This window comes from Clostridium sp. MSTE9 (assembly GCF_000277625.1).
GTDB lineage: Bacteria > Bacillota > Clostridia > Oscillospirales > Acutalibacteraceae > Faecalispora > Faecalispora jeddahensis.
Genome location: NZ_AKFU01000032.1, coordinates 53,564 through 79,270, shown reverse-complemented (window position 1 = coordinate 79,270; position 25,707 = coordinate 53,564). Strand labels below are relative to the sequence as shown.

At 53.7% G+C, this 25,707-nt stretch carries 24 protein-coding genes; 16 read left to right on the top strand and 8 right to left on the bottom strand.

Annotation, left to right across the window (positions count from 1 at the left end):
- Positions 1 to 13 precede the first annotated feature (13 nt).
- The 3 genes from HMPREF1141_RS07145 to HMPREF1141_RS07135 all read left to right on the top strand — a co-directional run bounded on the left by HMPREF1141_RS07145 (position 14) and on the right by HMPREF1141_RS07135 (position 3,365).
- Positions 14 to 1,135, top strand: a complete 1,122-nt coding sequence (locus HMPREF1141_RS07145) for a 2-hydroxyacyl-CoA dehydratase family protein (protein WP_009062431.1) — start codon at positions 14 to 16, stop codon at positions 1,133 to 1,135.
- A 12-nt stretch (positions 1,136 to 1,147) separates the two neighbouring features.
- Positions 1,148 to 2,713, top strand: a complete 1,566-nt coding sequence (locus HMPREF1141_RS07140; RefSeq protein WP_009062725.1) for a CoA-transferase — start codon at positions 1,148 to 1,150, stop codon at positions 2,711 to 2,713.
- Between the two features lie 256 nt (positions 2,714 to 2,969).
- A complete protein-coding gene (locus HMPREF1141_RS07135) occupies positions 2,970 to 3,365 on the top strand; it encodes a (deoxy)nucleoside triphosphate pyrophosphohydrolase (protein WP_035316715.1) in 396 nt (131 codons plus the stop codon).
- Positions 3,366 to 3,514: 149 nt separating this feature from the next.
- Here the strand turns inward: HMPREF1141_RS07135 and HMPREF1141_RS07130 are convergent, their stop codons facing one another.
- From HMPREF1141_RS07130 to HMPREF1141_RS07105, 6 genes are all read right to left on the bottom strand, one after another.
- Positions 3,515 to 3,853, bottom strand: a complete 339-nt coding sequence (locus HMPREF1141_RS07130) for a P-II family nitrogen regulator (protein WP_009062560.1) — start codon at positions 3,851 to 3,853, stop codon at positions 3,515 to 3,517.
- A gap of 21 nt (positions 3,854 to 3,874) precedes the next feature.
- On the bottom strand, positions 3,875 to 5,101 hold the full coding sequence (locus tag HMPREF1141_RS07125; RefSeq protein WP_009062525.1) for an ammonium transporter: 1,227 nt from the start codon (positions 5,099 to 5,101) through the stop codon (positions 3,875 to 3,877).
- Positions 5,102 to 5,315: 214 nt separating this feature from the next.
- The gene (locus HMPREF1141_RS07120) at positions 5,316 to 6,047 is read right to left on the bottom strand and encodes a glutamate synthase (RefSeq protein ID WP_035316714.1); all 732 of its coding nucleotides are present in this window, start codon (positions 6,045 to 6,047) and stop codon (positions 5,316 to 5,318) included.
- Positions 6,048 to 6,140: 93 nt separating this feature from the next.
- Positions 6,141 to 7,649, bottom strand: coding sequence for a glutamate synthase-related protein (locus HMPREF1141_RS07115; RefSeq protein WP_009062641.1), 1,509 nt, complete (start codon positions 7,647 to 7,649; stop codon positions 6,141 to 6,143).
- On the bottom strand, positions 7,649 to 8,743 hold the full coding sequence (locus HMPREF1141_RS07110) for a glutamine amidotransferase family protein (protein WP_009062441.1): 1,095 nt from the start codon (positions 8,741 to 8,743) through the stop codon (positions 7,649 to 7,651). The genes HMPREF1141_RS07115 and HMPREF1141_RS07110 overlap by 1 nt, the downstream gene beginning before the upstream one ends.
- 416 nt (positions 8,744 to 9,159) lie before the next feature.
- Entirely contained in the window at positions 9,160 to 9,510 is a 351-nt protein-coding gene (locus HMPREF1141_RS07105; protein ID WP_009062816.1) for a helix-turn-helix transcriptional regulator, read from the bottom strand.
- Between the two features lie 158 nt (positions 9,511 to 9,668).
- On the opposite strand from HMPREF1141_RS07105, the gene HMPREF1141_RS07100 reads away from it, so the two are divergent.
- Complete coding sequence (locus HMPREF1141_RS07100) at positions 9,669 to 10,325, top strand: HD domain-containing phosphohydrolase (RefSeq protein WP_242824568.1); 657 nt, start codon at positions 9,669 to 9,671, stop codon at positions 10,323 to 10,325.
- A 335-nt stretch (positions 10,326 to 10,660) separates the two neighbouring features.
- Here the strand turns inward: HMPREF1141_RS07100 and HMPREF1141_RS07095 are convergent, their stop codons facing one another.
- Entirely contained in the window at positions 10,661 to 11,587 is a 927-nt protein-coding gene (locus HMPREF1141_RS07095; protein ID WP_009062483.1) for a pseudouridine-5'-phosphate glycosidase, read from the bottom strand.
- Between the two features lie 122 nt (positions 11,588 to 11,709).
- On the bottom strand, positions 11,710 to 12,834 hold the full coding sequence (locus tag HMPREF1141_RS07090; RefSeq protein ID WP_009062776.1) for a PfkB family carbohydrate kinase: 1,125 nt from the start codon (positions 12,832 to 12,834) through the stop codon (positions 11,710 to 11,712).
- A gap of 361 nt (positions 12,835 to 13,195) precedes the next feature.
- On the opposite strand from HMPREF1141_RS07090, the gene HMPREF1141_RS07085 reads away from it, so the two are divergent.
- The 12 genes from HMPREF1141_RS07085 to HMPREF1141_RS07030 all read left to right on the top strand — a co-directional run bounded on the left by HMPREF1141_RS07085 (position 13,196) and on the right by HMPREF1141_RS07030 (position 25,662).
- A complete protein-coding gene (locus HMPREF1141_RS07085) occupies positions 13,196 to 13,903 on the top strand; it encodes a Crp/Fnr family transcriptional regulator (RefSeq protein WP_009062493.1) in 708 nt (235 codons plus the stop codon).
- A 70-nt stretch (positions 13,904 to 13,973) separates the two neighbouring features.
- Positions 13,974 to 15,479, top strand: coding sequence for a YjjI family glycine radical enzyme (locus HMPREF1141_RS07080; RefSeq protein ID WP_009062686.1), 1,506 nt, complete (start codon positions 13,974 to 13,976; stop codon positions 15,477 to 15,479).
- Positions 15,476 to 16,312 carry a YjjW family glycine radical enzyme activase gene (locus HMPREF1141_RS07075; RefSeq protein WP_009062565.1) on the top strand — a complete coding sequence of 279 codons (837 nt, stop codon included), beginning with the start codon at positions 15,476 to 15,478 and terminating at the stop codon, positions 16,310 to 16,312. The genes HMPREF1141_RS07080 and HMPREF1141_RS07075 overlap by 4 nt, the downstream gene beginning before the upstream one ends.
- A 392-nt stretch (positions 16,313 to 16,704) precedes the next feature.
- A complete protein-coding gene (locus HMPREF1141_RS07070; protein WP_009062532.1) occupies positions 16,705 to 17,706 on the top strand; it encodes a LacI family DNA-binding transcriptional regulator in 1,002 nt (333 codons plus the stop codon).
- 3 nt (positions 17,707 to 17,709) lie between these two features.
- Positions 17,710 to 18,879, top strand: coding sequence for a phosphopentomutase (locus HMPREF1141_RS07065; RefSeq protein WP_009062562.1), 1,170 nt, complete (start codon positions 17,710 to 17,712; stop codon positions 18,877 to 18,879).
- Between the two features lie 16 nt (positions 18,880 to 18,895).
- The gene (gene deoD, locus HMPREF1141_RS07060) at positions 18,896 to 19,606 is read left to right on the top strand and encodes a purine-nucleoside phosphorylase (RefSeq protein WP_009062832.1); all 711 of its coding nucleotides are present in this window, start codon (positions 18,896 to 18,898) and stop codon (positions 19,604 to 19,606) included.
- 145 nt (positions 19,607 to 19,751) lie between these two features.
- Complete coding sequence (locus tag HMPREF1141_RS07055) at positions 19,752 to 20,822, top strand: BMP family ABC transporter substrate-binding protein (RefSeq protein WP_035316712.1); 1,071 nt, start codon at positions 19,752 to 19,754, stop codon at positions 20,820 to 20,822.
- An 88-nt stretch (positions 20,823 to 20,910) separates the two neighbouring features.
- Positions 20,911 to 22,452, top strand: a complete 1,542-nt coding sequence (locus HMPREF1141_RS07050; RefSeq protein ID WP_009062722.1) for an ABC transporter ATP-binding protein — start codon at positions 20,911 to 20,913, stop codon at positions 22,450 to 22,452.
- Entirely contained in the window at positions 22,436 to 23,563 is a 1,128-nt protein-coding gene (locus HMPREF1141_RS07045) for an ABC transporter permease (protein WP_009062659.1), read from the top strand. Before HMPREF1141_RS07050 ends, HMPREF1141_RS07045 begins: the two co-directional genes overlap by 17 nt.
- A complete protein-coding gene (locus HMPREF1141_RS07040) occupies positions 23,553 to 24,479 on the top strand; it encodes an ABC transporter permease (protein WP_009062736.1) in 927 nt (308 codons plus the stop codon). Before HMPREF1141_RS07045 ends, HMPREF1141_RS07040 begins: the two co-directional genes overlap by 11 nt.
- A gap of 15 nt (positions 24,480 to 24,494) precedes the next feature.
- Positions 24,495 to 25,163, top strand: a complete 669-nt coding sequence (deoC, locus tag HMPREF1141_RS07035; RefSeq protein ID WP_009062605.1) for a deoxyribose-phosphate aldolase — start codon at positions 24,495 to 24,497, stop codon at positions 25,161 to 25,163.
- 10 nt (positions 25,164 to 25,173) lie between these two features.
- Positions 25,174 to 25,662 (top strand): cytidine deaminase, encoded by a 489-nt coding sequence (locus tag HMPREF1141_RS07030; RefSeq protein ID WP_275051686.1) that lies wholly within the window; start codon positions 25,174 to 25,176, stop codon positions 25,660 to 25,662.
- Positions 25,663 to 25,707 lie beyond the last annotated feature (45 nt).

Below are 25,707 nucleotides of genomic sequence, written 5' to 3'. Positions count from 1 at the left end.
AGGAGAAAACAGCATGCAAAAGATAAATACAGTATTAAAGCAGTTTCGGGACATTGCCGCCAATCCCCGCAAAATGATGGAGGACTATCAGGCTGAAACCGGGAAGGGCGCCATCGGCATCATGCCCCTTTATTCCCCGGAGGAACTGGTTCACGCCACGGGCTATTTGCCGATGGGGCTTTGGGGAGCGAACCGCCCCGTCACCAAGGCACGTGCATACCTGCCGGCGTTTGCCTGTTCCATTATGCAGCAGGTGATGGAGCTGGAGTGTGAGGGCGCTTATGACGACCTGGCTGCCGTCGTTTTCTCTGTCCCGTGCGATACCCTCAAGTGTATGAGCCAGAAGTGGAAGGGGAAATCCCCGGTACTGGTCTTTACCCACCCGCAAAACAGAGGGCTGGAGTCCGCCAATCGTTTTCTGGAACAGGAATATCTCATCCTGAAAGAAAAACTGGAGAAGATCACCGGCGTGCAGATCACCAATGCCGCCTTAGAAAATTCCATCCATATCTATAATGAAAACCGGGCTGTCATGCGCGAGTTTTCTCAGTTGGCGGCCCAGTATCCCCAATTGATCTCCGCCGTTGACCGTCACGCGGTGTTCAAATCGCGGATGTTTGTAGAAAAATCCCGTCATACGGCCATGGTGCGTTCCCTGATCGATGCTTTGAAGGCGATAGAACCGCAGCCATGGGACGGCAGGAAAATCATCCTGACCGGTATTCTGGCGGAGCCCGACGGTCTGCTGGAAATTTTTGATCAATTGAAGCTGGCCGTTGCGGCGGATGATCTTGCGCAGGAATCGCGTCAGATCCGCGTGGATGTACCGGAAGGGAACGAAGCTCCGCTGTACCGTCTGGCCCGCGTTTGGCAGAATATGTACGGGTGTTCACTGGCTGTCGACACGAAGAAAAGGCGCGGCCCCATGCTGGTGGATATGGTACACAAAAACGGTGCGGATGCCGTGGTGGTGGCAATGATGAAGTTCTGTGACCCGGAAGAATGGGATTACCCCATCTATCGGCGGCAGTTTGAAGAGGCCGATATTCTTCACCTGATGATTGAGGTGGATCAGGAAGCCACTGCTTTCGAGCAGGCGCGAACCCGCCTGCAAAGCTTCGCAGAAATTCTGTAAGGAGGCGGTGATATGGAGAAGGTCAAAATCATTACTGCCGAAGAAGCGGCGAACCTTCTGCAGGACGGCGACACCTTGACCACCAGCGGTTTTGTCTCCAGCTGTATTCCGGAGGCGCTCAACAAAGCGGTGGAAAAGCGCTTCTTGAATACCGGGCATCCGAAGAGCCTGACCTATATTTACGCCAGCTCTCAAGGGAACAAAAAGGGCTGCGGCGGCGAGCACTACGCGCACAAAGGACTGCTCAAGCGGTTTGTCGCCGCTCATTGGGCCACCGTTCCCAGCCTGGGGGAAATGGCCCTTCGCAATGAGTTCGAGGCCTATAACCTTCCCCAGGGCGCGCTGTGTCACCTGTTCCGCGACATTGCGGGAAAGAAGCCCGGCACCATTACGCAAGTGGGGCTTGGCACTTTTGTGGACCCGCGCAACGGCGGCGGGAAGCTGAATGAGATCACCACGGAGGATATGGTGGAGCTGATCCGCATTAAGGGCAGGGAATATCTTTTCTATCCGTCCTTTCCCATCCAAGTTGCTTTTCTGCGGGGTACCTACGCCGATGAAACCGGCAATGTGTCACTGGAAAAGGAGGTCGCCACTTTAGAGGCGACTTCCGTGGCGCAGGCAGTGAAAAACAGCGGCGGAATTGTGGTGGTGCAGGTTGAGGCGATCGTGGCAGCCGGTACGTTAGACCCCCGAATGATCAAAATACCGCGCATTTATGTGGACTATGTGGTAGTTGCCGCAGCCGATGATCACGAACAGTGTCTGGGCTGCAGCTACGATCCGTCCATCTGCGGCGAACGCCGTGTTCTGGCCAATATCGCCGCCTCCGCTTCCTTCCCCATGAGCGCCAAGAAAATCATCGGCCGCCGGGGAATGCTGGAGCTAAAGCCCGGGGACGTGGTGAATCTGGGCGTTGGCGCGCCGGAATATGTGGCGGCTGCCGCCGCGGAGGAGGGCATCGGCGATCGAATGACTCTTACGGTGGAGAGCGGCTTGATCGGCGGAATTCCGCAGGGCGGGCCTCGGTTTGGCTCGTCGCAAAATGCGGAAGCGGTGCTGGATCAGGGCTATCAGTTCGACTTCTACGACGGCGGCGGTCTGGATTTGGCTTTTCTGGGGCTGGCGGAATGTGATGAGAAGGGCAATATCAACGTGAGCCGGTTCGGTCCCAAAATTGCCGGCTGCGGCGGATTTATAGACATTTCTCAAAACACGGGCAGAGTATGCTTTTGCGGTACCTTTACCGCCGGCGGCTTAAAGGTTCGCATCGCCGATGGAAAGGTACATATTGAGCAGGAGGGAAAGCAGAAGAAATTCCTCAAGAAAGTAGAAGAAGTGACCTTCAGCGGCGATATGGCAATCAAAAACGGGCAGCATGTCCGGTATATCACCGAGCGCTGTGTCTTGGAGCTGCGGGAGGACGGCCTGCATCTGATTGAAATCGCGCCGGGCATTGACCTTGAGACCCAAATTTTACAGCAGATGGAATTCTCACCGATTCTGGACAAAATCAACGGAGAAATTCCGCTGATGGATTCCCGTATCTTCGACGAGGGAATCATGGGTATAGCTTGAAAGCCCTATTCTGATTCCCGTTCACATACAACTTTCTCATTGGTGTTGTGTTCATGCGTTTGTTACCTGAAAAGAGCATCGGCATTCCGGCGTTTTGGCGGCTGCAACCCCGCCCTCGCATCGGAATGCCGATGTTTTTTCAGCGGTTTGATTTGCGGTGCACGCAGGATATGTGCAGCGCTTCACATTGACAAATGGAGAATGATAAGCGAAAATGGAGCAAGAGAAGGATAAAATCAGGAGGGAGAGAAAAGCAATGACAGAGGTGGTCGCCGCCCTGATCTGGGACGAGAACCGGTTCCTAATCTGCCAGCGCCCGGCCAGCAAGGCCCGGCCGCTGCTGTGGGAGTTTGTTGGGGGAAAGGTTGAGCCGGCGGAAGCAAAAGAGCAGGCTCTGGTTCGGGAATGCCGCGAGGAGTTGGGGATTACGGTGCAGGTCGGCAGCGTGTTCTGTGAGGTGACGCACGAATATCCAGATCTTACGGTACATTTAACTTTGTTCCACGCCGTGATTTCGTCGGGAACACCGCAGAAGCTGGAGCACAACGATATCCGCTGGATCACGCCCGGGGAAATCCCGCAGTACAAGTTCTGCCCGGCCGATGTGGAAATACTGGAGAAGATCATCCAATCCAGTAAAAGCATCTCTTGAGCGGAGCTGTTTTAAAAGCGAAAGGAAGTGTGCTTGATTTTTTCTCTACTGGAATAGAAAAAACGTATAAATGATAACAGCAAAGAAGGGTGCCATTGGGAGCACCCTTCTTTGCTGTTATTGGAAATTGTTGTAGGAGGCAAAATTGATTAGATTGCGGCAGAGCCGCGCTCTTTGGTGCGGATGCGGATCGCATCCTGCACGTCATATACAAAGATTTTACCGTCTCCGAATTCGCCCGTATAGGCAGATTCCACAATGCTGTCGGCAATAGCAGAGATCCGGTCATCCTCAGCGACGATTTCAAGCTTGATTTTATGGAGGAAGTTGTAGTCTACCTCTGTGCCGCGCACAATTTCCTTCCATCCCTTTTGGGTACCGAATCCCATGGTTTGTGTTACGGACATTCCGGTTACCTTTTGCTTATTCAGAGCCTCTTTGACATCTTCCAGCTTTTCGGGACGAATATAGGCTTCGATTTTTTTCATAAATGGCCCATCCTTTCTTAATCAGTCCATACCGTCGAATGCGGGGTAAGCGACCTCACCGTGTTCGCAGTGATCCAGACCCATATCTTCTTCTTTCTTAGAAACCCGGATTCCCTTGGTCAGTGCAGAGGCGATTCCCACCGCAATGAGCGTGCCTACAACAGCCACGCAGATCGTGACGCCGATTGCGCCCAGCTGGCGCAGGAAGAGGTTCGCGTCGCCAAAGAGAAGTCCATTCCAGGCGGCCGCGGGGTTAATGGACTTAAGAGTGAACAGGCCTGTTGCAATGCCGCCCCAAATGCCGCCGACACCATGGCAGCCGAATACATCCAGCGCATCGTCGTAGCCAAACTTTGCCTTGACGACCGTGATAAAGAAGTAACTGATGGGACTGGCCAGAAGGCCGATAATAACCGATGCCCAGATCGGCACGAAACCGGCCCCGGGGGTAATGGCAACAAGGCCGATCACCGCGCCGGTAGAAGCGCCTACCAGAGTGGGCTTTCCGTTTTTGAGCTTGTCGATCAACAGCCAGGAAAGCATGGAGCAGGCCGCAGCCAGATTCGTCGTCATCATGGCGTGAATCGCCAGCTCATTCATAGCCAGTGCGCTGCCGCCGTTAAAGCCGAACCAGCCGAACCACAGCAGTGCAGCGCCCAAGAGAACAAATGGAACATTGTGGGGGTGGTAGGTCGCTTTGCCGTAGTGATTCCGTTTCCCCAGTACCATAGCCAGCACCAGAGCGCTGACGCCGGAGCTGATGTGAACCACGTTGCCGCCCGCAAAATCAACAGAGCCAATATCAAACAGAAATCCGCCGCCCCAAACCATGTGGGCCATGGGGTAGTAGACAAGAAGCGACCAAAGTGTGACAAAAATCACGAGGGAAGAGAACTTCATTCGTTCCACGATCGCGCCGGTAATCAGTGCAGGGGTCAGAATGGCAAACATCATCTGGAAGAACGCGAAAGCCATCGTATTTGGCGCAAGAGTGGAATCGGACAAAGGAAAGTTCAGGAAGAACCAGTTGGCATCGCCAATAATACTTCCGCTTCCGCTAAAGGAAAGAGAAAATCCGACCGCAAACCACAGCAGAGCCGCGATTCCCATCAAAACAACCGAGGACATGATGGTGTTGACCATGTTTTTTCGTTTGGCAAGGCCGCCGTAAAAAAAAGCCAGCCCCGGGGTCATGATAAAAACGAGCACCGAAGATACCAGAACCCATAATACATCCGCACTATTCATAAAAGTAGAACTCTCCTTTTCTGATAGAAATGGGGCCAGCAATTAACTGCACCGCCGCACAGTATCGCTGACCCCATTGTCATTTATTTATTTTTGGAAAAGAGAATCAGCCCTGCCTGCTGAGCCGGTGGCACAGAAGGGTGGGGCTGACATCATCGCCAGAAACGCCTGATATAGAATTGTATTGGAATCGTGAATAGAAAAGGGCGTTTGCTTACGACAGATAAGTGGTGTAAATGGAGCGGTAGGGGTTGTTTGTGTTCGGCTCCAGAACATAGAAGGGCTTCTCCAAGATTTGCTCCTTCTCTACGCTGAAATGCTCGCAAAAGCTTTTCAGGTATCCGTCAATGTGATCCAGATCATATTTCGTCGCTTTTCTGGAGACAACCTGAGCGGGGAGATCCTCCGGCAGGGAATCACAGCGCAGGAAAATGCAGCCGCCGTGCATTCCGGTGCAGCATTGCGCGCCCACCGGGGCTTGCTCCTCTTCGTTCAGGCCCAGCACAATGATGGTGCCGCCCGCCTGGTACTCGCCCAAAAAGCTTCCGGCTTTGCCGCCGACCACCATGACAGGGCTGTTTTCCTGATAAGCTTTCATATGAATACCGGCCCGAAAACCGACGTTTCCTTTGATATAGATTTCACCGCCGCGCATGCCGTAGCCGGTCGCGTCGCCGCAGTTTCCGTGGATCACGATGCTGCCGTTGTTCATCGTGTCGCCGGTGGCGTCTTGGGCGTTGCCGTTTACCTCAATGTCGGCGCCGTTCAGGTAAGCGCCAAGGGCATTTCCGGGTGTGCCGTTGATGGTCAGCTTCCGTTGCCCCATGCCGCTGCCGATGAATCGTTGCCCCAGGCAGTTGTCGATAATCACGTTTTTGTCTTCCGTGTTTCTGATTTGCTCGTTGAGCACCCGGAAATTCAAATTGTTCGTTGCGTTGATTCTCATAACCAGCACCTCCTGTAAAATTGTGTTTTCGTCATACTGTTTCAAAAGCGGATGATCGCTTCTATCAGGGTCTGTTTTCAGAAGAATGGACTGCTATTCCCCGGCGTGTTTAATGCCAAGAATGTCGAGCTCTTTTTGGTTCAGTCCGATTCCGCGGAGCATCAGGCGGTTGCCCTTGAGCGCTTCAATGGAGTTGATACCCATGCCGCCCATCATTTCCATGATCTCGTGCTGCCAGGCGGATACCAGATTCACCAGCCGGCGGGTTCCCTCGTCGGGATCCAGGCGCTCCACCAGGTCCGGGCGCTGGGTGGTGATGCCCCAGTTGCATTTGCCGGTCTGGCAGCTGCGGCACATGTGGCAGCCCAGCGCAATCAGCGCGGGGGTCGCGATGTAAACCGCGTCCGCGCCCAGCGCAATGGCCTTGAGCACATCGGCCGAATTGCGGATACCGCCGGAAACCACCAGCGAAATATTGTTGCGGATCTGCTCCTCCCGCAGGCGGTCGTCCACCGCGGCCACCGCCAGCTCGATGGGAATACCCACGTTGTCGCGAATGCGGGTGGGAGCGGCGCCGGTGCCTGCGCGGAACCCGTCGATGGCGATGATGTCCGCACCGCTGCGGGCGATGCCGCTCGCGATGGCCGCCACGTTGTGAACGGCGGCGATCTTGACGATGATCGGCTTGGTATAGGCGGTCGCTTCTTTCAGCGAATAGACCAATTGGCGCAAATCCTCAATGGAATAGATGTCGTGGTGGGGGGCAGGGGAAATCGCGTCGCTGCCTTCGGGGATCATGCGGGTTTTTGAAACCTCGCTGCCCACTTTGTAGCCCGGCAGATGTCCGCCGATGCCCGGTTTTGCACCCTGGCCGATCTTGATCTCTATCGCGGCCCCGGCGTCGAGATAAGCCTTGTGAACGCCGAAGCGCCCGGACGCCACCTGCACGATGGTGTTCTTGCCATATTTGTAAAGGTTTTCGTGCAGACCGCCCTCTCCGGTATTGTAGTAAGTACCGAGCTGCTCGGCGGCCCGTGCCAGGCTTTCATGCACATTGTAGCTGACCGCGCCGTAGCTCATGCCCGCAAACAGAATCGGAACCTTCAGCGCCAGGTGCGGCGGAGCCTTCTCGAATTTCAGGCGGCCCTGATCGTCACGCTCCATCTTGCTCGGCTTTTTGCCGAGAAAGGTGCGGGTTTCCATCGGCTCTCTCAGCGGGTCGATCGAGGGGTTCGTCACCTGAGAGGCGTTGATCAGTATCTTATCCCAGTAAATGGGGTAGCTGCGGGGATTGCCCATGGAGGAGAGCAGCATGCCGCCTGAACTCGCCTGCTGGATCACCTCGTTGATGGCGGAGGAAGTCCAGTTGTCGTTGAGCTTGTAGGTGTTGTCGGACTTGACGACCTTCAGGGCCAGCGTGGGACAGAATGCCACGCACCGCTGACAGTTGATGCACTTGGTGCTGTCGGCCCTCATGGTTTTGGTTTTCGCGTCGTAGGTATGTACGCCCAGCCCGCATTGCTTTACGCAGATTTGACAGTTGGTGCACAAGTCCTTATCGCGTACGACGGTATAATCAGGATATAAAAAATCCATAGACATCACAGCTGCGCCTCCTTGTTCAGTGTGTAGATCACCGGCTCGCCGTATTTGGGAGCAAAAATATGGTCTAAATTCGGCTCGATGGCGCGAATGGCGCATTCCTCGCTGGCGATGTAAACCATATCGTCTTTTTCCGCCGCCACAAGCGAGCGGAGCTTCAGGCGGTCGTTCAGGGCCATGATCCCGCCCTCAAAGCCCAGCAGAATCGAAAAAGGGCCGGTAATCAGCAGGTCCGAGAAGATATTGCGCAGATAGGTGTAGTAGCGCCTGCGGTCCTCCGGCATGCGGTCGATCTCTTCCCAGAAGGGGGCGGCGATCACGTCGGCTACCTCCGGCAGGGTGAGCTGCTTGCGCCGGTGCAGGTAGTCGATCATATAAGTAATGACCTCCGTGTCGGTCAGCAGAGCGCATTTGTAGCCGTACATTTCGATAAAGCGCCGGTTGGCGTCGTAACTCGAGATTTCACCGTTATGTACGATCGTGTAATCCAGCAGCGCGAACGGATGAGCCCCGCCCCACCAGCCGGGTGTGTTTGTGGGGTAACGCCCGTGAGCTGTCCAGGAATAGCCCTCGTATTCCTCCAGTCGATAGTAGCGGCCCACATCCTCGGGGTACCCGACCGCTTTGAACACACCCATATTCTTCCCGCAGGAAAACACATACGCTCCTGCAATATCGGCATTGATTTTAAAGACGCATTCCACCACGAGTTCCTTCTCCTCCAGCTCCTTGTCTTGAAGGAAGTGGGGGGCAGGAACTGCAAAATAGCGCCAGATGATCGGCGCGTCGGTGATCTGCGGTATCGGCCGTGTCGGGATCTTTTCCGATACGGAAATTTCAAAATATTTTAACAGAAGCTTTTCGGCTTCTTCTTTCGCTGTTTCATTATCATAAAATACATGGAGCGCGTAGCATTCCTTGTGTTCGGGGTAAATCCCATAGGCCGCAAAGCCGCCGCCTAGGCCGTTGCTGCGCACACGCATCGTTTCAATGGAATCAATGATTTTTTCTCCGCCGAGCCTTCTTCCGTTCCGTGAAAAAATTCCGGAAATCGCACATCCGGATGGAATCCGGATTTGGCCCTCTTTCAACATGTTACCAACCTCCCTGACTTGTAAAGCGATCTTTCTGATTTTGCATGATTCGAATTAAAATCCTGCAAAATGAAGCACCCCCATCATATTCCATAAAATTTTACTTGTCAAGGTGGAAATGAAATATTTTTGATTTTATAATTCATATTCGTGATTGGATTTGAATTTTTTTGAATTTTTAAATAATTATTGTGTATTTTATGAAGGATTGAAACAGTTTAAATGCATTGAGGGGACGAGCCTTCTCCTTGTAGTTGCAGTATGGTGAAATAGATTCCGTATGATGGAATACTAAAAGAACCGGCTGATTTTCTTTTTTATATGTTCACAATACTGCCGGCGCAGGGAAAGAATCCTTAAAATGCAAAAAAAGAAGGCCTCTTGGTATAGGGGCCTTCTTTTCTGTGCCGCTCCGTTTACTTTTTGGGTTCGCCAAACACTTTTCGCATAGAGGTTTTCATGCTTGTGATCGTTTCCGCAATCACACGAATTTCTTTTGGGGAGCAGTCGGCGGTGATTTTGGAAATTTCATTTTGGAACACGTAAGCCGAATGGTCAATGTTTCCGCAGAGCAGTTCATCCGGTGAAACTTCCAGCGCATTTACAATCGCAATAAAGGTTTTGAGGCTGGGGATGGTATTGCCCGTTTCAATATGGCTGACGTGAGTTGTACCGGTGGAAATGAGTTCGGCTAATTTCTCTTGCGTAATGCCTTTTGCGGTTCGAGTTTTACGAATCCGCTTCCCAATATCAAGGTAGTCCACCATAATCTCTTTCCCTCCAAAATAATATTTGTTACTTGTATTGTATGTGCAGTTTGACCGTGCTATAATGGTCTAAAAAGGCAGTTAGACCAAATAGTTTAATAACTAAAAACTATTATTCTCTGGCGGTAACGGTAAACTTGATTGTGGAGATGACAAAAATGAATGATTTGCCGGGATCACACCTGACCCTTGACCATATACTTCAAATAATGCCTCATAGTCTGTTTACACACATGAGCCGTGTAGAGCTGTATACCAGGGTGTTTTGCTTTGGGATCGCGTCCAACCGGTACCCGGAAGTGGGTCTAGAAGACTGCCTGATGTTTGGACGAGCCGCCTTTTTCCACGATATTGGCAAGCTCTGGATAGAAAATTCCATTTTGGAAAAACCGGACAAACTGCTGCCGGAAGAGATATTGATTGTACAGCAGCATCCGATTTATGGGAAGGACATTCTGGAGTGCCTGCAGATGAATCCCAACGGCTTTCAGGATGAACGGTTCTTCCGCTTGGCGATAGAAGCGGCGCTGGGCCACCATGAACGGTGGGACGGCCGGGGGTATCCATTCGGGATCAAGGGGAGGGATATTCCCTTTGTCGCCCGGGTGACTTCCATCTGCGACGCTTTTGATGCCATTATCAGCGGGCGGCCGTATCGTCATAAGCGGCCTGCGGACGAAGCGTTCTGCGAGATTGCAAGGTGCGCAAACACTCAGTTTGATCCCGTCCTTTCGGATTTGTTCCTGCAAAATAAAGATTTGATCCTGAAAGCGGTTTGGGCGCAGATGCAGCTTGTTCAAAGCGATACTGAATAAAGAGAGGAATATTTTGCCTTTGAGTTTGCTGTAACTAACATGCTTTACAAGCGCTCGCACGTGGCCTTTCTTTATTTTTAAATCATAAACGAAGCCCCATGAAGTTTCTGGTCGGATTAGGCCTGTCTTCCAGAACATAAAAAACTGCTCAGAGCAATTCTGAGCAGTTTTTTATGTTTTTAGTATGAGACACATGGAATTGCTAAGAGAAATAGTTTCGGTTCAGGACTGATTCTCCGTATTTATGCCAATCCAGAGCAAAAGATGGAGAGCGCTAAACAGAAAGGCCGAGAGATGTTTGAGCATCTCTCGGCCTTTCTATATATGATATGGTTTTACTTCAGCTTGCAAAGCTCACAGGCAACCTTCGCGCCGAGTGCGGCGTTGTTGTATACCAGATGAATGTTGGCATCCAGGCTCTTGCCTCCCGTGATCTTCTGGATTTTATCCAGAAGGTAGGGGGTGGTGTCCTTACCTTTGATACCAAGCTTATGCGCTTCCTCGCAGGCTTCGTCGATGGACTTTGCAATATAATCGTGATCCATGGCAAATTCCTCGGGGATGGGGTTGGTGACGAGCAGGCCGCCCTTCAGGTTCAAATCTTCCTTGGCCTGGAAAATGCTGGCCAGCTCCGCCGGGGTATCTATGCGGTAATCAACTTTGAAGCCGCTTTTGCGGGTATAGAACGCGGGCAGCTCCTCCGTCTGGTAGCCGAGGACGGATACGCCTTTTGTCTCCAGGTATTCCATCGTCAGGCCGAGGTCGAGGATGGATTTTGCACCGGCGCAAACCACCATCACCGGGGTGACGGCCAGCTCTTCCAGGTCGGCGGAAATATCCATGGTGGTTTCGGCTCCGCGGTGAACGCCGCCGATGCCGCCGGTGGCAAATACAGAGATTCCCGCCAGAGCGGCGACGATCATTGTAGCCGCAACGGTGGTCGCTCCATCCTCGCCGCGGGCAGCCAGTACCGGCAGGTCCCTGCGGCTCGCCTTGGTTACATCCAGTCCCTTTTTGCCGAGGTAGTCGATCTCTTCTTTGGAAAGACCGGCGCGCAGCTTGCCGCCGATCACCGCGATGGTTGCCGGAACAGCGCCGTTCTCGCGGATGATCTGCTCCACCTTCAGAGCGGTTTCTACATTCTGGGGATACGGCATACCGTGGGAGATGATTGTAGATTCCAGCGCGACGACCGGCTTATTGGCTGCAAGAGCCTCTTTGACCTCGGGAGAAATTTCGAGATATTGTTTCAGTTGATTCATGATAATACTCCTTTCAGTGGTGCTTCCGGCTTATGGATACTCATTTCACTTGAAAAAAGGGCCGTCGGTTGATCCTCCGCCTGCGGCGGGGAAGGAACCGCTGTGTTCGTAAAAGGCCTTTTTTAAAGCGAATTGGCGGTATCACTTTGCGGGAGCGTTGTTTCTCTATGTTTCATTTTGTGAAGTACGTTTTCACTGCTCATCTGCGGGCTGATGGTGGCCGTGCTTTCAATGCAGATGGATGCGGCGGCCATTCCGGCGCGGGCGCAGTCTTCCATCGAGAAATTCTGCAGCCAGCCCCACACAACCGCGGCCATCATGCTGTCTCCGGCGCCCGTGGTGTTAACGATCTCACTCTGGTACGGGGGAACGGCGACATGCTGCTCGTGGTTTGCGCAGTACACGCCGTTTTGCCCCATCGAGATAAACACCTGCGAAAGGCCGGTTTGCAAAAGTGCGTTCGCTGCCTGCTCCAGCGAATGTTCATCGTGAATTTTCACGCCGCTGAGCAGCTCGGCCTCGAGAAGATTCGGCTTGAGCGTGTGGATTTTTCCCAGCAGGCCGGAGAGTTTCCCCGCCTTTGCGGTGGAAACCGGGTCGCAGAATAGCGGCACATGAAAGGTTTCGGCAATATAGCGGATCGTCTCGGCGGTCAGGTTGGTATCGATCACACACAGGGCTGCGTTGCTGATCAAATCGGCACGGCGTTCCAGGTACTGCGGGGTCAGATTGTCGTAAATCTGCATGTCAGAGATAGCCAGCTCCATATCGCCGTGTTCGTTTGTGATGAACACGTATGTGGAGGTCGACCCGCCCGGCACGGTCAGCGATTCTGTAATGTCGATGCCCGCGCTTCGGCAGCTTCCCGCCAGCTCCGCCGCATAGGCGTCCTCGCCCAGCGCGGTGATGAGCTTTACCTCCACGTCGAACATGGCGAGGTTCTGTGCGATGTTCCGTCCCACACCGCCGGGAGAAAGCGATACCCGCCCGGGGTTCGAGTCCTTCTGCACCAGAGGGGCAAAGGGCTTTCCGGCAATATCGATATTCGCACCGCCGATCACAACGACATACGGCGTTTTTTGCAGAATGTAGCTCTTGCCGAGGATTCTCCCTTTTTTCATCAGGTTCGAAATATGCACCGCCACGGAGGAACGCGAGATTCCCGCTTTATCCGCCAGCTCCTGCTGTGAAATGGTGGGGTCCTTTTCAATCCATTGAAGAATCTGCCGTTCTCTTTCTGTTATCATCTTATCACTTCCCTTTTCATGAGAATCAGAATGCTCTATCCGCAAGCGGCGGGTATCCCGTTCCGAGTTTCAAGGTTCTCTCAGCCGTCGGCAGTTTGCTGTCGCAAATATTATAAAGTTTTGTAATCAAATGTTTATTAACGTAATCTTATGCTTACACGATTTCAAGATTTAGTTTAGCAATCAAGCTCTAAACTGTCAAGAACAAAATGTGGAATTCCAGAAAAAAGCATGATTACCGTCATTGTGCACAAAATAGGTTTATGCGAATAGAAATTATGCTATATTTCACAAAAGAGGACACATGTCCTTTTACTTCTCTCTTCTGTTGATATACAATACAATTCAGAAGGGAGGGTGTATGGTGAAGGTCAGTGAATATTTAGAAGCGGAAAGCGAACCGTTCCGCAAGGAGCTTCGCAAGATGCTGGCGAAATATCCGGCAGACGGCCAGGTGTACCCGATCACCCTTTCGGCGGGCGAAAGTCTGATCCATGAGGACGACCCAAGCAATATGGTCTACTACCTCATGAAAGGCCGTGTGTCCGTTGTTACCAACCAGACCGGCGTTTCACGCTACACCCTGACCGAGGCCGCGGCGCCGGAGTTTTTTGGGGAGTATGAGGTGCTCGGCGGAATTCCCCGTTATATTGCCGAGGTTCGCGCGGTGACCCCGTGCAAGCTGGCTGCTTTCCCGGTGGATGCCTATCTGCTGTGGATGCGCTGCGATCAGGAGCTGTTTTTCCTGCATGTTCGCTGGATTCTGAACAGCTATATCAACCAGACGGCCAATGAACGCAGCCTGCATTTTCTCGATTCGGACGGGAGGGTCGTCCAGTTTTTGATCCGCGCGTATGAAAAATGTGGGGATATGCCCGAATCCGTAAGGCTGACATACACGCGCATGGAGATTGCCGAAACAACCGGCAACAGCGTGCGCACGGTGAACCGGGCCGTTTCACGGCTGGTGGCGAAGCACCTGGTGAGCGTGAAAAACGGAAAGCTGCAAATCACCGCCGCCCAGTACGAAGCCCTGAAAAAAGAGATGGAATCTTTTCTTTTGAAATAATCCCTGCGCAGAGCGGACTACCGCCTGCGCGCACCGTTTCCGCACAGAAGATCGGAAAGGAGAAATTGTCATGATCGATTTGGATAACACCTATAAAACCCTCACGTCCCGTGAGCTGACCCATGAACAGAAGCTGATGGGCCTGGCCAAGTGTGCAGAGAATGCGCTGGATGTGCTGAACATCCCGCCGCGCACAAAACATTTTTTTGAAACCGGCGCGATCAACGACCTGTTTGAAGGGGGAGCACCGTACCGCCCGCGTTATATTCTGCCCGATTACGAGAAATTTGTTGAGCAGGGCAGCGAGTTTTTAAAGCTGAGTCCGCCCAAAACGCTGGATGAACTGATTTTCTCCCTGATGATCCTGTATCGCCATGTGCCGTCCATTACAAACTTCCCAGTATATCTGGGCAGTCTCGACAAGATGATGGAACCGTACCTCGACGGCCATACAGATGAGGAAATTCGCGAAAAGCTGCGTCTGTTTCTCACGTATCTTGACCGCACCATCACCGACTCGTTCTGTCATGCCAACCTTGGGCCGGAGGATACCCGTGCGGGCCGCCTGATTCTGCAGGTGGAAGCGGAGCTGAAAAATACGGTTCCCAACTTTACCATTAAATACGACCCGGCCATCACGCCGGATTCCTTTATGGAGCAGGCGATCCAGTGCTCGCTGGACTGCTCGAACCCGGCCATCTGCAACCATGCGGCCAACCGGGTACCGTTCGGCGACCAGTACGGCGTAGCGAGCTGCTACAACATCCTGCCGACGCAGGGCGGCGCATACACGCTCACCCGCGTCACGCTCACTGAGCTGGTGAAGGAAGCGAAAAACGAGGAGCATTTCCTGAATGAGCTGCTGCCGGAATGCCTCGGCCTGATTGCCGATTATATGAACGAGCGAATCCGCTTTATTGTGGAGGAATCCGGCTTCTTTGAGTCGAACTTCCTCGTGAAGGAAGGGCTGCTCTCCAAAGACCGTTTCCTCGGCATGTTCGGCGTTACCGGTCTCGCGGAGTGCGTCAACGCGTTGCTGCGTGAGCAGGGGAAGAAATACGGGCAGGATCCGGAGGCCGACGACCTCGGCGTGCGGATTATGAATAGAATCAACGAGCTTGTACCGCAGTATAAGGCGCTGTATTCTCCGGTCTGCGGCGATCAGTTCCTGCTGCACGCGCAGGTTGGGCTCGACAGCGACCAGGGCATTACGTCCGGTGTGCGCATCCCGATCGGCGACGAGCCGGTTTCCTTTGCCGACCATCTGCGCCACAGCTCGAAGTTCCATCATTATTTCCCTGCGGGCGTGGGCGATATCTTCCCGATCGCAAGCAACGTCCACCAGAATCCGGCCGCGCTGCTGGATGTGGTAAAGGGTGCTTTCTCCCTTGGCGTTCAGTATATGAGCTTCTATTCCGCCGATACCGACCTTATCCGCATTACCGGATTCCTAGTCAAGCGCAGCGAAATGGAAAAGTACAGAAAACATGAAGCGGTTCTGCAGAATACCACACAGCTTGGCGCGCCAAACTATGATAAAAATCACCTTGCCGAAAGAAAGGTTCGAATGGCATGACAAAAGTGCCTGTCAACCAGATCATTCCGTTCAGTACAGTCGACGGCCCCGGCAGCCGCACCTCTATCTTTTTGCAGAAATGCAACATCGCGTGCGGCTACTGCCACAATCCCGAAACGCAGAATCTCTGCAATAACTGCGGCGTCTGTGTGCCGCGATGTCCCGAGGGCGCGCTTTCTATGGTGGACGGAGTCGTGGTGTGGGACGAATCCAAATGCGTATCCTGCAACACGTGTATCGAGGTCTGTCCGCACCATGCATCCCCGAAAATCCGCTGGATGGACGCCCCTGCCGTGATGAAGGAAGTGGAAAAGAACATCCCCTTTATCCGCGGGATCACCGTTTCCGGCGGTGAGTGCGGGCTGTATCCCCAGTTTTTGCAGGAGCTGTTCACACTGGCCAGAGCAAAAGGCCTTACCTGTCTGCTGGACAGCAACGGCACCGTGCGCTTTTCGAAATACCCGGAGCTGATGAAGGTCTGCGACGGTGTGATGCTGGATGTAAAAGCGTGGTCGCCGGGTGTATTCCGGGCGCTCACGGGAGGCGATAACGCCGCCGTCAAGGAAAACCTCCTCTTCCTATCCTCCTGCGGAAAGCTCGAAGAAGTGCGCATTGTCAATGTGGAGGGGCATGTCGACGCGGAGGACGCGATTCGCGGCACCGCGGAGCTGCTCGGTCCGCTGACCGGCAATACGCGCCTGCTTTTGATCTCCTTCCGGAATAACGGCGTGAAGGGCCCGTTCGCGGCATTTTCTTCCCCGTCTGCAGAGAGGATGAAGCAGCTCGCGGAGCTGGCCGCTTCCGTCGGGTTCCGCAATATCATTGTAAAATAGCGGCAAGCGGCTGTTTTACGGTAGCTTTAAAATCAATGTGCTTCGGCACAGATGGCCCGTTTCGAAAAATGAATTTCCTCCGATTGCGCCCCGGCCCGTCCTCCCGAAAAGGCGGGCCGGCCGGCCCGATCCGTTGAAAATGATTTTTTCTTTGCATAATTTGATTTTACGTTGCATTTTTAGAAAATTTCCATAAAATTCCATAAAATTAATTTACGAAATGGCAGAAGTGGTTTATAATATAGACAAACAGACCATTCAGGCCGTTGAATGAAACCGGTTTCAAGCTTTGTGGTACCAGCGAGTATGTTTTTGCAGGCAGGGTGGGCGTTTTATAATTGCCTGCCGCTTCCCGTATGGGGAGCAAAACTTTGATACATAGAAGGTTTTGGGTGAGCATTTTGGTTCATATCAGCGATATTGCCCGCATGGCCGGCGTTTCCAACGCAACGGTGTCGCGCGTGATCAACGGTACGGCTAAAGTGAGCGAGGAAAAAACAAAGCGGGTGGAAGAAGCCATCCGCAAAACAGGGTTTAATCCCAACGAGATCGCGCGCTCTCTCTACAAAAAATCCTCCCGGCTGATCGGTTATATTGTTCCGAGTATTCTGAACATTTTCCTCAGCGAGGTCGGGCGGGCGATTGAAGACGAAGCGTTTCGCAGCGGCTATAAAATGATCCTCTGCAATTCGGATGAAAATCCGGAAAAAGAGGCATCGTATATTAAGATGCTGATGGGCATGAATGCAGACGGCATCATCATCACCGCGAACAACGAGCATTTAGAGGAAGAAATCCGCAGCTGCCCGATCCCGATTGTTCTGATGGACAAAAGCGCGGATGCCTTTTACGCGGCCTCCGTTCAGTCCGACAATTACACCGGCGCACGGATCGCCACAGAGCACCTGATCGATTGCGGGTGCAGAAAGCTGGTTCTCATGCGCGGGCCGATTCAGTATTCCAGCAGCCAGCAGCGCTACCAGGGGTATGTGGATGTCTGCAGAGAGCATCAGATCGAGCCGCTGTTTGTCAACAGCAGGTACAGCTATGACGAGGGTGTTCAAAGCGCGCGGGAGCTGTTCGAGCGGTATCCCGACACGGACGGGATTCTTGCCTCCACCGATCTGGTGGCGTTCGCCCTCTATAAAGTGCTTTATGAGCAGCACCGCAAGGTTCCGGACGATGTGATGATCGTGGGCTACGACGATGTGGGCCTGAGCCGCCTGATGATCCCGACCCTGACGACGGTGGCGCAGCCGATTGAAGAGATTGGCCGGCTGTGCGTACAGCTCATTGTGGAGCAGACGGAGCATGGCACGATCCAACAGCGGGAAAATATGCTGCCGGTTTCTTTGAAAATCCGGGAGACAACGAAACGAAAAGAAGGAGTTTGACCTATGAATAAACGGGTGTTTTTGATTGTTCTGGACAGCTGCGGCATCGGCGAGGAGCCGGACGCCGCGGAATATGGCGATGAAGGCAGCAATACGCTGGCCGCGTGCGCGACTAGTCCATATTTTCATATGCCCAATCTGCAGAAGCTCGGCCTTTTTAATATCGATGGGGTAGACTGCTGGCCGAAGGAGAGCTCTCCCACAGGCGCTTTCGGACGCTTGCAGGAGGCCTCTAAGGGCAAAGATACCACGATCGGCCATTGGGAGATTTCGGGCATTTATTCCCCGAAGCCCCTGCCCACGTACCCGGAGGGCTTCCCGGAGGAAGTCATCCGTGAGTTTGAAGAAAAAACAGGCCGCCGTGTGCTGTGCAACAAGCCCTATTCCGGTACGGATGTCATCCGTGATTACGGGAAAGAGCATGTGGAAACCGGTGCGCTGATCGTCTACACCTCCGCAGACAGCGTGTTCCAGATTGCGGCGCACGAATCCATTGTCCCGCCGGAGGAACTGTACCGTTACTGCAGAATCGCAAGAGAAATGCTCAAAGGAGAGCACAGTGTAGGCCGGGTGATCGCGCGCCCGTTCACCGGCGAGTACCCGAACTTCACGCGCACCTCGAACCGGCACGATTTCTCGATGGAGCCGCCGGCCGTGACGATGCTTGACCAGCTCAGCGAGAAGGGCTTTGATGTGATCGCCGTGGGCAAGATCAACGATATTTTTGTCGGGAAAGGCGTTACTGAGGCGATCGGCACCAAAAATAACGCGGATGGAATCGAGCGTACGCTCGGATACCTGCAAAAGGACTTTAACGGCCTGTGCTTTATCAATCTGGTCGATTTCGATATGCTGTACGGCCACCGCAACGACGTGGACGGCTACGCAAAGGCGCTTGCCTATTTTGATGAGAAGCTGCCGGAGCTTCTGGCGGGCCTGCGCGATGACGATCTGCTGATGATCACCGCCGACCATGGTTGTGATCCCTCCACACCGTCGACCGACCATTCCAGAGAATACATTCCGTGGGTGATTACCGGCAAACAGGTCAAAGCCGGCGCAAACCTTGGGACCAGTCCCACCTTTGCCAATATTGGCGCGACGATTCTGGAGTATTTCGGAGTAGAGCCGCGCATTACAGGCAAATCCAGCCTGAACGAAATTTTACGTTAATACGGAGGGAACAAAGATGTCAAATGTACCAACGCCCCATAACGCCGCGAAGGAAGGCGAGATTGCCAAAACGGTTCTGATGCCGGGCGATCCGCTGCGCGCGAAATTTATTGCAGAAACTTATCTGGAGAACGTCACCTGCTTTAATACCGTTCGCAATATGCTCGGTTTTACCGGCACCTACAAGGGGCGCCCCGTCTCTGTGATGGGCGGCGGCATGGGCATGCCCTCTGTTGGAATTTACACCTACGAACTTTTCAACTTCTATGGAGTAGAGAATATTATCCGCATCGGCTCGGCGGGCGGCTTGGCCGACACCGTTCAGCTGCGCGACGTGGTCGCCGGAATGGGTGCCTGCACCAATTCCAGCTTTGCAGAGCAGTACCGTCTGCCCGGCGCCTATGCGCCGATTGCGGATTACGGTCTTTTGAGCCGCGCGGTCAAGGCGGCGGAAGAACTGGGAATCCCGATGAAGGTCGGCAACGTCCTTTCCAGCGATACTTTCTATGACGATAACGAAGATGCCCTCCCGGCATGGAAGAAAATGGGGGTCCTTGCGGTGGAAATGGAAGCCGCGGCACTTTACATGAATGCGGCCCGCGCAGGGAAAAATGCTCTTTGTCTGCTCACTATTTCCGATCGTCCGCTGGCTGGGGAATCCCTCCCGGCCGAGGAGCGCCAGACCGGCTTTACCCAGATGATGGAGATTGCCCTCGCCCTTGCCTGACCGTTCTGTTTGGTTTTTAAAGCGGACCGCCCGGCCGGTTTTGGCGGCGTTCGGCTTCCGGAGATTCTCATCCCCCGTTCTCAAAGCCAGAAATACCGCTTTCCGGCGGTATATCATATTCAAAAAAATATCAGGAGGAAAATGTATGAAAAAGATTCTTGCACTTTTACTCGCAGCGTCGATGGCGATGTCCGCCACAGCCTGCTCCAGCGGAGCAGCAACCTCGAGCGCCGCACCGGCGTCCTCAGGCGAAACTTCCAGCGCGGCAAAAGCGGACTTCAAGGTTTCCATGGTCACAGATACCGGCGGTGTCAACGATCAGTCCTTTAACCAGCTTTCCTGGGAAGGCCTGCAGAAATTAAAGGCCGACAATGGCGCGGACATCAGCTATGCAGAGTCCAAGCAGGAAGCCGACTATGCGACAAACCTGGATAAGGCTGTCGATGACGAAAACAATCTGGTTTGGGGCGTTGGCTTTGCAATGGGCGACGCGATCCTGAATGCGGCAAAAGCAAACCCGGATGTTCAGTTTGCAATCGTAGACAACGCATACGAAGAGACCCCCTCCAACCTGACTGCGGTTGTGTTCCGCGCGCAGGAGCCCTCCTTCCTGGTAGGCTACATTGCGGCGAAAACCACCAAGACCAATAAAGTCGGTTTTGTGGGCGGCGTAAAGAGCGACGTTATCGATCAGTTTGAATACGGCTACAAGGCCGGCGTTGCTTACGGCGCAAAAGAGATGGGCAAAACTGTTGAGGTAGTTGCTCAGTATGCCGAAAGCTTCGTCGATTCCGCGAAGGGCAAGGCAATCGCTTCCAAGATGTTCTCCGGCGGATGCGACATCGTATTCCATGCTGCGGGCAATGTCGGCACCGGTGTCATCGAGGCCGCGAAGGAAGCGAACAAATACGCGATCGGCGTTGATAAGGATCAGGCTTTCCTTGCTCCCAACAACGTTCTGACCTCCGCTCTGAAGAAGGTTGACAAGGCTGTTGAAGAAGTCTCTAAAGAGATCATGGACGGCAAAGCAACCGGCGGCACCACCATCAGCCTGGGCGTTAAGGAAGAAGCAGCCGGCATCCCCGAGGAGCACAAGCTCATGGGCGAAGAGACCTACAAGGCCGCGGCTGCTCTGCAGGATCAGATCAAAGACGGCAAGCTGGTTCCCCCCGCAAGTGAAGAAGACTACAATACCTTTGTTAAAAACCTGAAATAATTGATTGCATCTGCACTTTTTTACGGAGGGGCGCCTTCGGGCGCCTTTCCCCGTAAAAGAGGGAACGGAAGGTTAGGGGAGATTTACTATGGAAATCAGTCCGGAATACGCAGTACAGATGCACGGTATTGTGAAAACATTCGGCTCCTTTTGCGCCTTGGATCAGGTGCATCTGGATGTCAAAAAAGGATCGATTCACGCCATTTTGGGCGAGAACGGCGCCGGTAAAAGTACCCTGATGAATGTGCTTTACGGCCTGTATCAGGCCGATGCCGGAGAAATCTTTTTAAACGGCGAGAAAGTCGCCATCAAAAATCCGAACGATGCCATTGCGCGCGGCATCGGAATGGTGCATCAGCATTTCATGCTGGTAGACAATTTTACGGTCACGGAGAATATCATTCTCGGCAAAGAAGTAACCGGCCAATTCGGTGTTCTCGACATGAAGAAAGCGCGCGAAGATGTTCTGAAGATCGTGAAGGAATACGGTCTTGAGGTAGACCCCGATGCGAAAATTGAAGATGTTTCCGTTGGAATGCAGCAGCGCGTTGAAATTTTAAAGGCGCTGTACCGCGGCGCGGATATCTTGATTCTGGACGAGCCGACTGCGGTTCTCACACCGCAGGAGATAGGCGAGCTGATCGAGATCATGCGTGGTTTGGCTGAAAATGGAAAAACCATCATCATCATTACCCATAAGCTCAAAGAAATCCAATCGTCATCCGATGTCTGCACGATCATTCGCCGCGGCCAGTATATCGACACGTTCCCGGTCCACGATGTGAGCGAAGAAGAGCTTGCGACAAAGATGGTGGGGCACCAGGTCAAGCTGGTGGTAGACAAAACGCCCGCCGAGCCTGGCGAAGTTGTTTTTGAAATTGAAAATCTGACAGTAAAGGACGAACGCGGACTCGAAGCAGTCAAGAGCCTTTCGCTTCGCGTGCGCAGAGGCGAGATTGTCGGAATTGCCGGCGTTGACGGAAACGGTCAGAAAGAGCTGGTAGAGGCAATTACCTGTCTGACAAAGGTGGAAAGCGGCACCATTCGGATCAATGGAACCGAAATCCAGAATACGACTCCGCGCAATGTCATTGAACATAAAATTTCAACCATACATGAAGACCGTCAGCGCCGTGGACTGGTGATGCCGTTCACCGTGGCGGAAAACACCGTGCTTGAAAAATACCGCAGCAGTCAGTTCAGCAGACGCGGCATGCTGCTGCTGGATAAAATCACAGCCTTTGCAAAGCGCCTTGTGGAGGATTACGACATCCGCCCGGCCGACTGCGAGGGGCACCCGGCGCGCGGGCTTTCAGGCGGCAACCAGCAAAAGGTGATCATCGCAAGAGAAATCTCGAACGACCCTGATCTGCTGATCGCCGTGCAGCCCACCCGCGGTCTCGACGTGGGCGCGATCGAGTATGTACACAAAATGCTGGTACAGGAGCGCGATAAGGGCAAGGGCATTCTGCTGGTTTCGCTGGAGCTGGATGAAATCCTGAATGTGGCCGATACCGTCTGCGTGATTTACGGCGGGGCGATTACCGGCACCTTTACACAGGAGGAAGCCGACGAAAACACGGTTGGACTATTAATGGCGGGAGGCAAGCGGAATGAAAACGCTGGTTAAGATACTGAAAAAACCAATCACCTCCACGCTGATTGCCGTGCTGTTCGGCTTTCTGGTAGCGGCGATTGTTCTGATTCTGGCGGGATATAATCCCATACAGGCGTTCGGCGCCCTGTTCAACGGGATTTTCTCCAAGCCCAAGTACATTTCGAATGTCATCATCAAGGCGACGCCTATTATCCTGACGGGCCTCTCTGTGGCGTTTGCCTATAAAACGGGCCTGTTCAATATTGGGGCCGAGGGGCAGTACATTGCAGGCACCGTGTTTTCCGTCCTTGTGGGCGTCAAGCTTGATCTGGCCCCGGTGTTCCAGATTCCGATCGTTGTGCTGGCCGGTGTGCTGGGCGGCGCTCTGTTTGGCGGGATGGTCGGTCTGCTGAAAGCAAGGTTCGGGATCCACGAGGTCATCACCAGCATCATGCTGAACTGGATCGGCCTGTATCTTTGCAATTTTATCGTGAATTCAGAGGCGTACCATAAGCCGAATTCCACCGCCAGCCTGCCGGTGAATGCGTCGAGCTACACGATGCTGCTTCCGCAGTGGAAAGCCTCCCCTGAGGGGATAGCAGTGCTGAAACCCCACCAGTGGCTGTACGATATGCTGGTGCGCACAGACGTGAATTTCGGGATTTTGATCGCGATCGTGATGGTCGCGGTGATCTGGGTTCTGCTGTACCGTTCCACAAAGGGGTATGAGCTGCGCGCCGTTGGCTTTAACCGCGACGCGGCGGAATTCTCCGGCATCAATGTCAGCCGCAACATCATCGACGCCATGCTGATCGCCGGTGCTCTTTCGGGCCTGGCGGGTGCGCTTGCAATTACGGGCACGGCGCCGCACGGCATCTCTACGCTGGCTGCGTTTGAAAACAACGGCTTCAACGGTCTTTCGGTGGCCCTAATCGCCGGTTCCTCTCCGGTTGGCTGTGTGTTTGCCGGTTTGCTGTTCGGCGGGCTGCTGTATGGCGGGCAAAGCGTTCAGCAGGTGGTTGGCGCACCGACCGAAATTATCAATATCATGATCGGTACGATTGTATTCTTTGTGGCCCTGACTCGGATTGTTCCGATTCTGGCAGACAGACTGGGAAAGAGGGGTACCGAACATGCTAACTAGTATTTTGCTTTTGGTTGGAATTACGATGATGTATTCCACCCCTCTGGTGTTCGGCGCGCTGGGCGGCGTGATTTCGGAGCGTTCCGGCGTGATCAACATCGGTATTGAGGGCATGATGACGATGGGTGCCCTGACCGCGGCGTCCGTCAGCTACTATACCGGCAACCCCTGGCTTGGCTTTCTGGCCGCAGGCGCAGCGGGCGCGGCGATTGCTCTGCTGCACGCCATCGCGTCCATTACCTTCAATGCGGATCAGACGATTTCCGGTATTGCTATCAACCTGCTCGGCCCTGGATTTGCGCTGTTCTTCTGCCGCCTGCTGTTTGACAATGCGGCAATGACGCCTCCCGTAAAAACGCTGCCGAAGCTGTTCGGCGAAAACGCGTTTCATGGCACACCTGCAGAGAGCCTGAATGTGGATGTCACCGTTCTTCTCGCTCTGATTGCTACGGTAGTCATCTGGTTTGTGCTTTACAAAACCAAATGGGGTCTCCGCATCCGCTCGGTCGGTGAATACCCGGCGGCGGCGGATACCCTCGGAATCAACGTCACCCGCACGCGGTATCTCTGCGTTCTGATGTCCGGCGTGATGGCGGGCTTCGGCGGCGCTTCCATGACGCTGGCGATTATCTCTCAGTTTAACCAGACAGCCATCAGTGGCCAGGGCTTTATTGCGCTGGCGGCGGTGATCTTCGGCAAATGGACACCGTATGGCGCGTACGGCGCTTGCATGCTGTTCGGCCTCGCGCAGGCCCTTACGGTCGTGCTTGGCGGCAGCGACAGCAGCGTGACCCTCCCAAGCCAGATTCTGGCCATGCTGCCGTATGTATTAACAATTATTGTGCTGGTCCTCTTCGTCGGTCGTTCCGTTGCCCCGAAGGCAGACGGAGTGCCCTACGAAAAAGGCGAACGCTGACAGAAGGAGAAACGTATGGAACTTGCTAAAATTGTCGGTACGGTAGACCATACCCTGCTCAAGCAGGTGGCCACATGGGAGCAGATCAAAGAGCTTTGCGACGATGCGATGCATTATCAGACGGCATCGGTCTGCATTCCGGCTTCTTATGTGAAACAGGCCAAGGAATATGTGGGCGACGCTATGCGCGTCTGCACGGTCATCGGCTTCCCGAACGGTTACTCCACCAGGGCGGTAAAGGTGTTCGAAACACAGGACGCCGTTCAGAACGGTGCGGATGAAATCGATATGGTCATCAATATCGGATGGGTCAAGGATGGGCTTTACGATCAGGTCACGGAAGAAATCAAACAGATCAAACAGGCCTGCGGCGGGCGTATCCTGAAAGTGATCGTGGAAACCTGCCTCCTGACGGAGGAGGAAAAAATCCGGATGTGCGAGGTCGTCACACGCTCCGGCGCGGACTTTATCAAAACCTCCACCGGTTTTTCCACCGGCGGCGCAACCTTTGACGATGTGGCGCTGTTTGCAAAGCATGTTGGCCCCGGCATCAGGATTAAGGCTGCCGGCGGAATCGCAAGCATGGAGGATGCGGAGCGCTTCCTTTCGCTCGGCGCTTCCAGACTGGGAACCAGCCGAATCATCCAGATCCTGAAAAACGAAGATTCCAGCGGGCAGTATTAGTACGGTCTGAATGTTTTTTCAGCAGGCAAAGGGCGGATCACAATCCGCCCTTTGCCATCACAGCAGAAAGAAGGAGCCTTACATGAACGACAAAGAACTGGTGAAAGCGGCGATCGAAGCGCGTGAAATGGCCTATGTGCCGTACTCCGGGTTTGCTGTGGGCGCAGCGCTTCTGACTGCCGACGGGAAGCTGTACCAGGGCTGCAACATTGAAAACGCGGCCTATACCCCCAGCAACTGCGCGGAGCGTACGGCCTTTTTCAAGGCGGTGAGCATCGGCGAGCGGGACTTTGCCGCGATCGCGATTGTCGGCGGGAAGCACGGGGCGCCCATCAGCGAGTACTGTGCGCCCTGCGGCGTATGCCGGCAGGTGATGATGGAATTCTGCGACCCGGACACTTTCCGGATTCTTCTGGCGAAAAGCCCGGAGGAATGGCAGTCTTACACGCTGAAAGAGCTGCTTCCGCTTGGTTTCAGCGGCAAAGACCTTGACAGATAATACGGATTTTCCATCAAACAGGCAAACAAAAGTGTTGTCTGCTAT

Excerpts from the sequence above, each read along its gene's own strand:
- HMPREF1141_RS07120 (WP_035316714.1), bottom strand. The coding sequence starts at position 6,047 with ATGAGAATCAACGCAACGAACAATTTGAATTTCCGGGTGCTCAACGAG.
- HMPREF1141_RS07040 (WP_009062736.1), top strand. The coding sequence starts at position 23,553 with ATGCTAACTAGTATTTTGCTTTTGGTTGGAATTACGATGATGTATTCC.
- HMPREF1141_RS07090 (WP_009062776.1), bottom strand. The coding sequence starts at position 12,834 with ATGATAACAGAAAGAGAACGGCAGATTCTTCAATGGATTGAAAAGGAC.
- deoD (WP_009062832.1), top strand. The coding sequence starts at position 18,896 with ATGTCAAATGTACCAACGCCCCATAACGCCGCGAAGGAAGGCGAGATT.
- HMPREF1141_RS07110 (WP_009062441.1), bottom strand. The coding sequence starts at position 8,743 with ATGTTGAAAGAGGGCCAAATCCGGATTCCATCCGGATGTGCGATTTCC.
- HMPREF1141_RS07050 (WP_009062722.1), top strand. The coding sequence starts at position 20,911 with ATGGAAATCAGTCCGGAATACGCAGTACAGATGCACGGTATTGTGAAA.
- HMPREF1141_RS07095 (WP_009062483.1), bottom strand. The coding sequence starts at position 11,587 with ATGAATCAACTGAAACAATATCTCGAAATTTCTCCCGAGGTCAAAGAG.
- HMPREF1141_RS07105 (WP_009062816.1), bottom strand. The coding sequence starts at position 9,510 with ATGGTGGACTACCTTGATATTGGGAAGCGGATTCGTAAAACTCGAACC.
- HMPREF1141_RS07030 (WP_275051686.1), top strand. The coding sequence starts at position 25,174 with ATGTTTTTTCAGCAGGCAAAGGGCGGATCACAATCCGCCCTTTGCCAT.
- HMPREF1141_RS07100 (WP_242824568.1), top strand. The coding sequence starts at position 9,669 with ATGAATGATTTGCCGGGATCACACCTGACCCTTGACCATATACTTCAA.
- HMPREF1141_RS07135 (WP_035316715.1), top strand. The coding sequence starts at position 2,970 with ATGACAGAGGTGGTCGCCGCCCTGATCTGGGACGAGAACCGGTTCCTA.
- deoC (WP_009062605.1), top strand. The coding sequence starts at position 24,495 with ATGGAACTTGCTAAAATTGTCGGTACGGTAGACCATACCCTGCTCAAG.
- HMPREF1141_RS07125 (WP_009062525.1), bottom strand. The coding sequence starts at position 5,101 with ATGAATAGTGCGGATGTATTATGGGTTCTGGTATCTTCGGTGCTCGTT.
- HMPREF1141_RS07115 (WP_009062641.1), bottom strand. The coding sequence starts at position 7,649 with ATGTCTATGGATTTTTTATATCCTGATTATACCGTCGTACGCGATAAG.
- HMPREF1141_RS07140 (WP_009062725.1), top strand. The coding sequence starts at position 1,148 with ATGGAGAAGGTCAAAATCATTACTGCCGAAGAAGCGGCGAACCTTCTG.
- HMPREF1141_RS07045 (WP_009062659.1), top strand. The coding sequence starts at position 22,436 with ATGAAAACGCTGGTTAAGATACTGAAAAAACCAATCACCTCCACGCTG.
- HMPREF1141_RS07075 (WP_009062565.1), top strand. The coding sequence starts at position 15,476 with ATGACAAAAGTGCCTGTCAACCAGATCATTCCGTTCAGTACAGTCGAC.
- HMPREF1141_RS07055 (WP_035316712.1), top strand. The coding sequence starts at position 19,752 with ATGAAAAAGATTCTTGCACTTTTACTCGCAGCGTCGATGGCGATGTCC.
- HMPREF1141_RS07065 (WP_009062562.1), top strand. The coding sequence starts at position 17,710 with ATGAATAAACGGGTGTTTTTGATTGTTCTGGACAGCTGCGGCATCGGC.
- HMPREF1141_RS07145 (WP_009062431.1), top strand. The coding sequence starts at position 14 with ATGCAAAAGATAAATACAGTATTAAAGCAGTTTCGGGACATTGCCGCC.
- HMPREF1141_RS07080 (WP_009062686.1), top strand. The coding sequence starts at position 13,974 with ATGATCGATTTGGATAACACCTATAAAACCCTCACGTCCCGTGAGCTG.
- HMPREF1141_RS07130 (WP_009062560.1), bottom strand. The coding sequence starts at position 3,853 with ATGAAAAAAATCGAAGCCTATATTCGTCCCGAAAAGCTGGAAGATGTC.
- HMPREF1141_RS07085 (WP_009062493.1), top strand. The coding sequence starts at position 13,196 with ATGGTGAAGGTCAGTGAATATTTAGAAGCGGAAAGCGAACCGTTCCGC.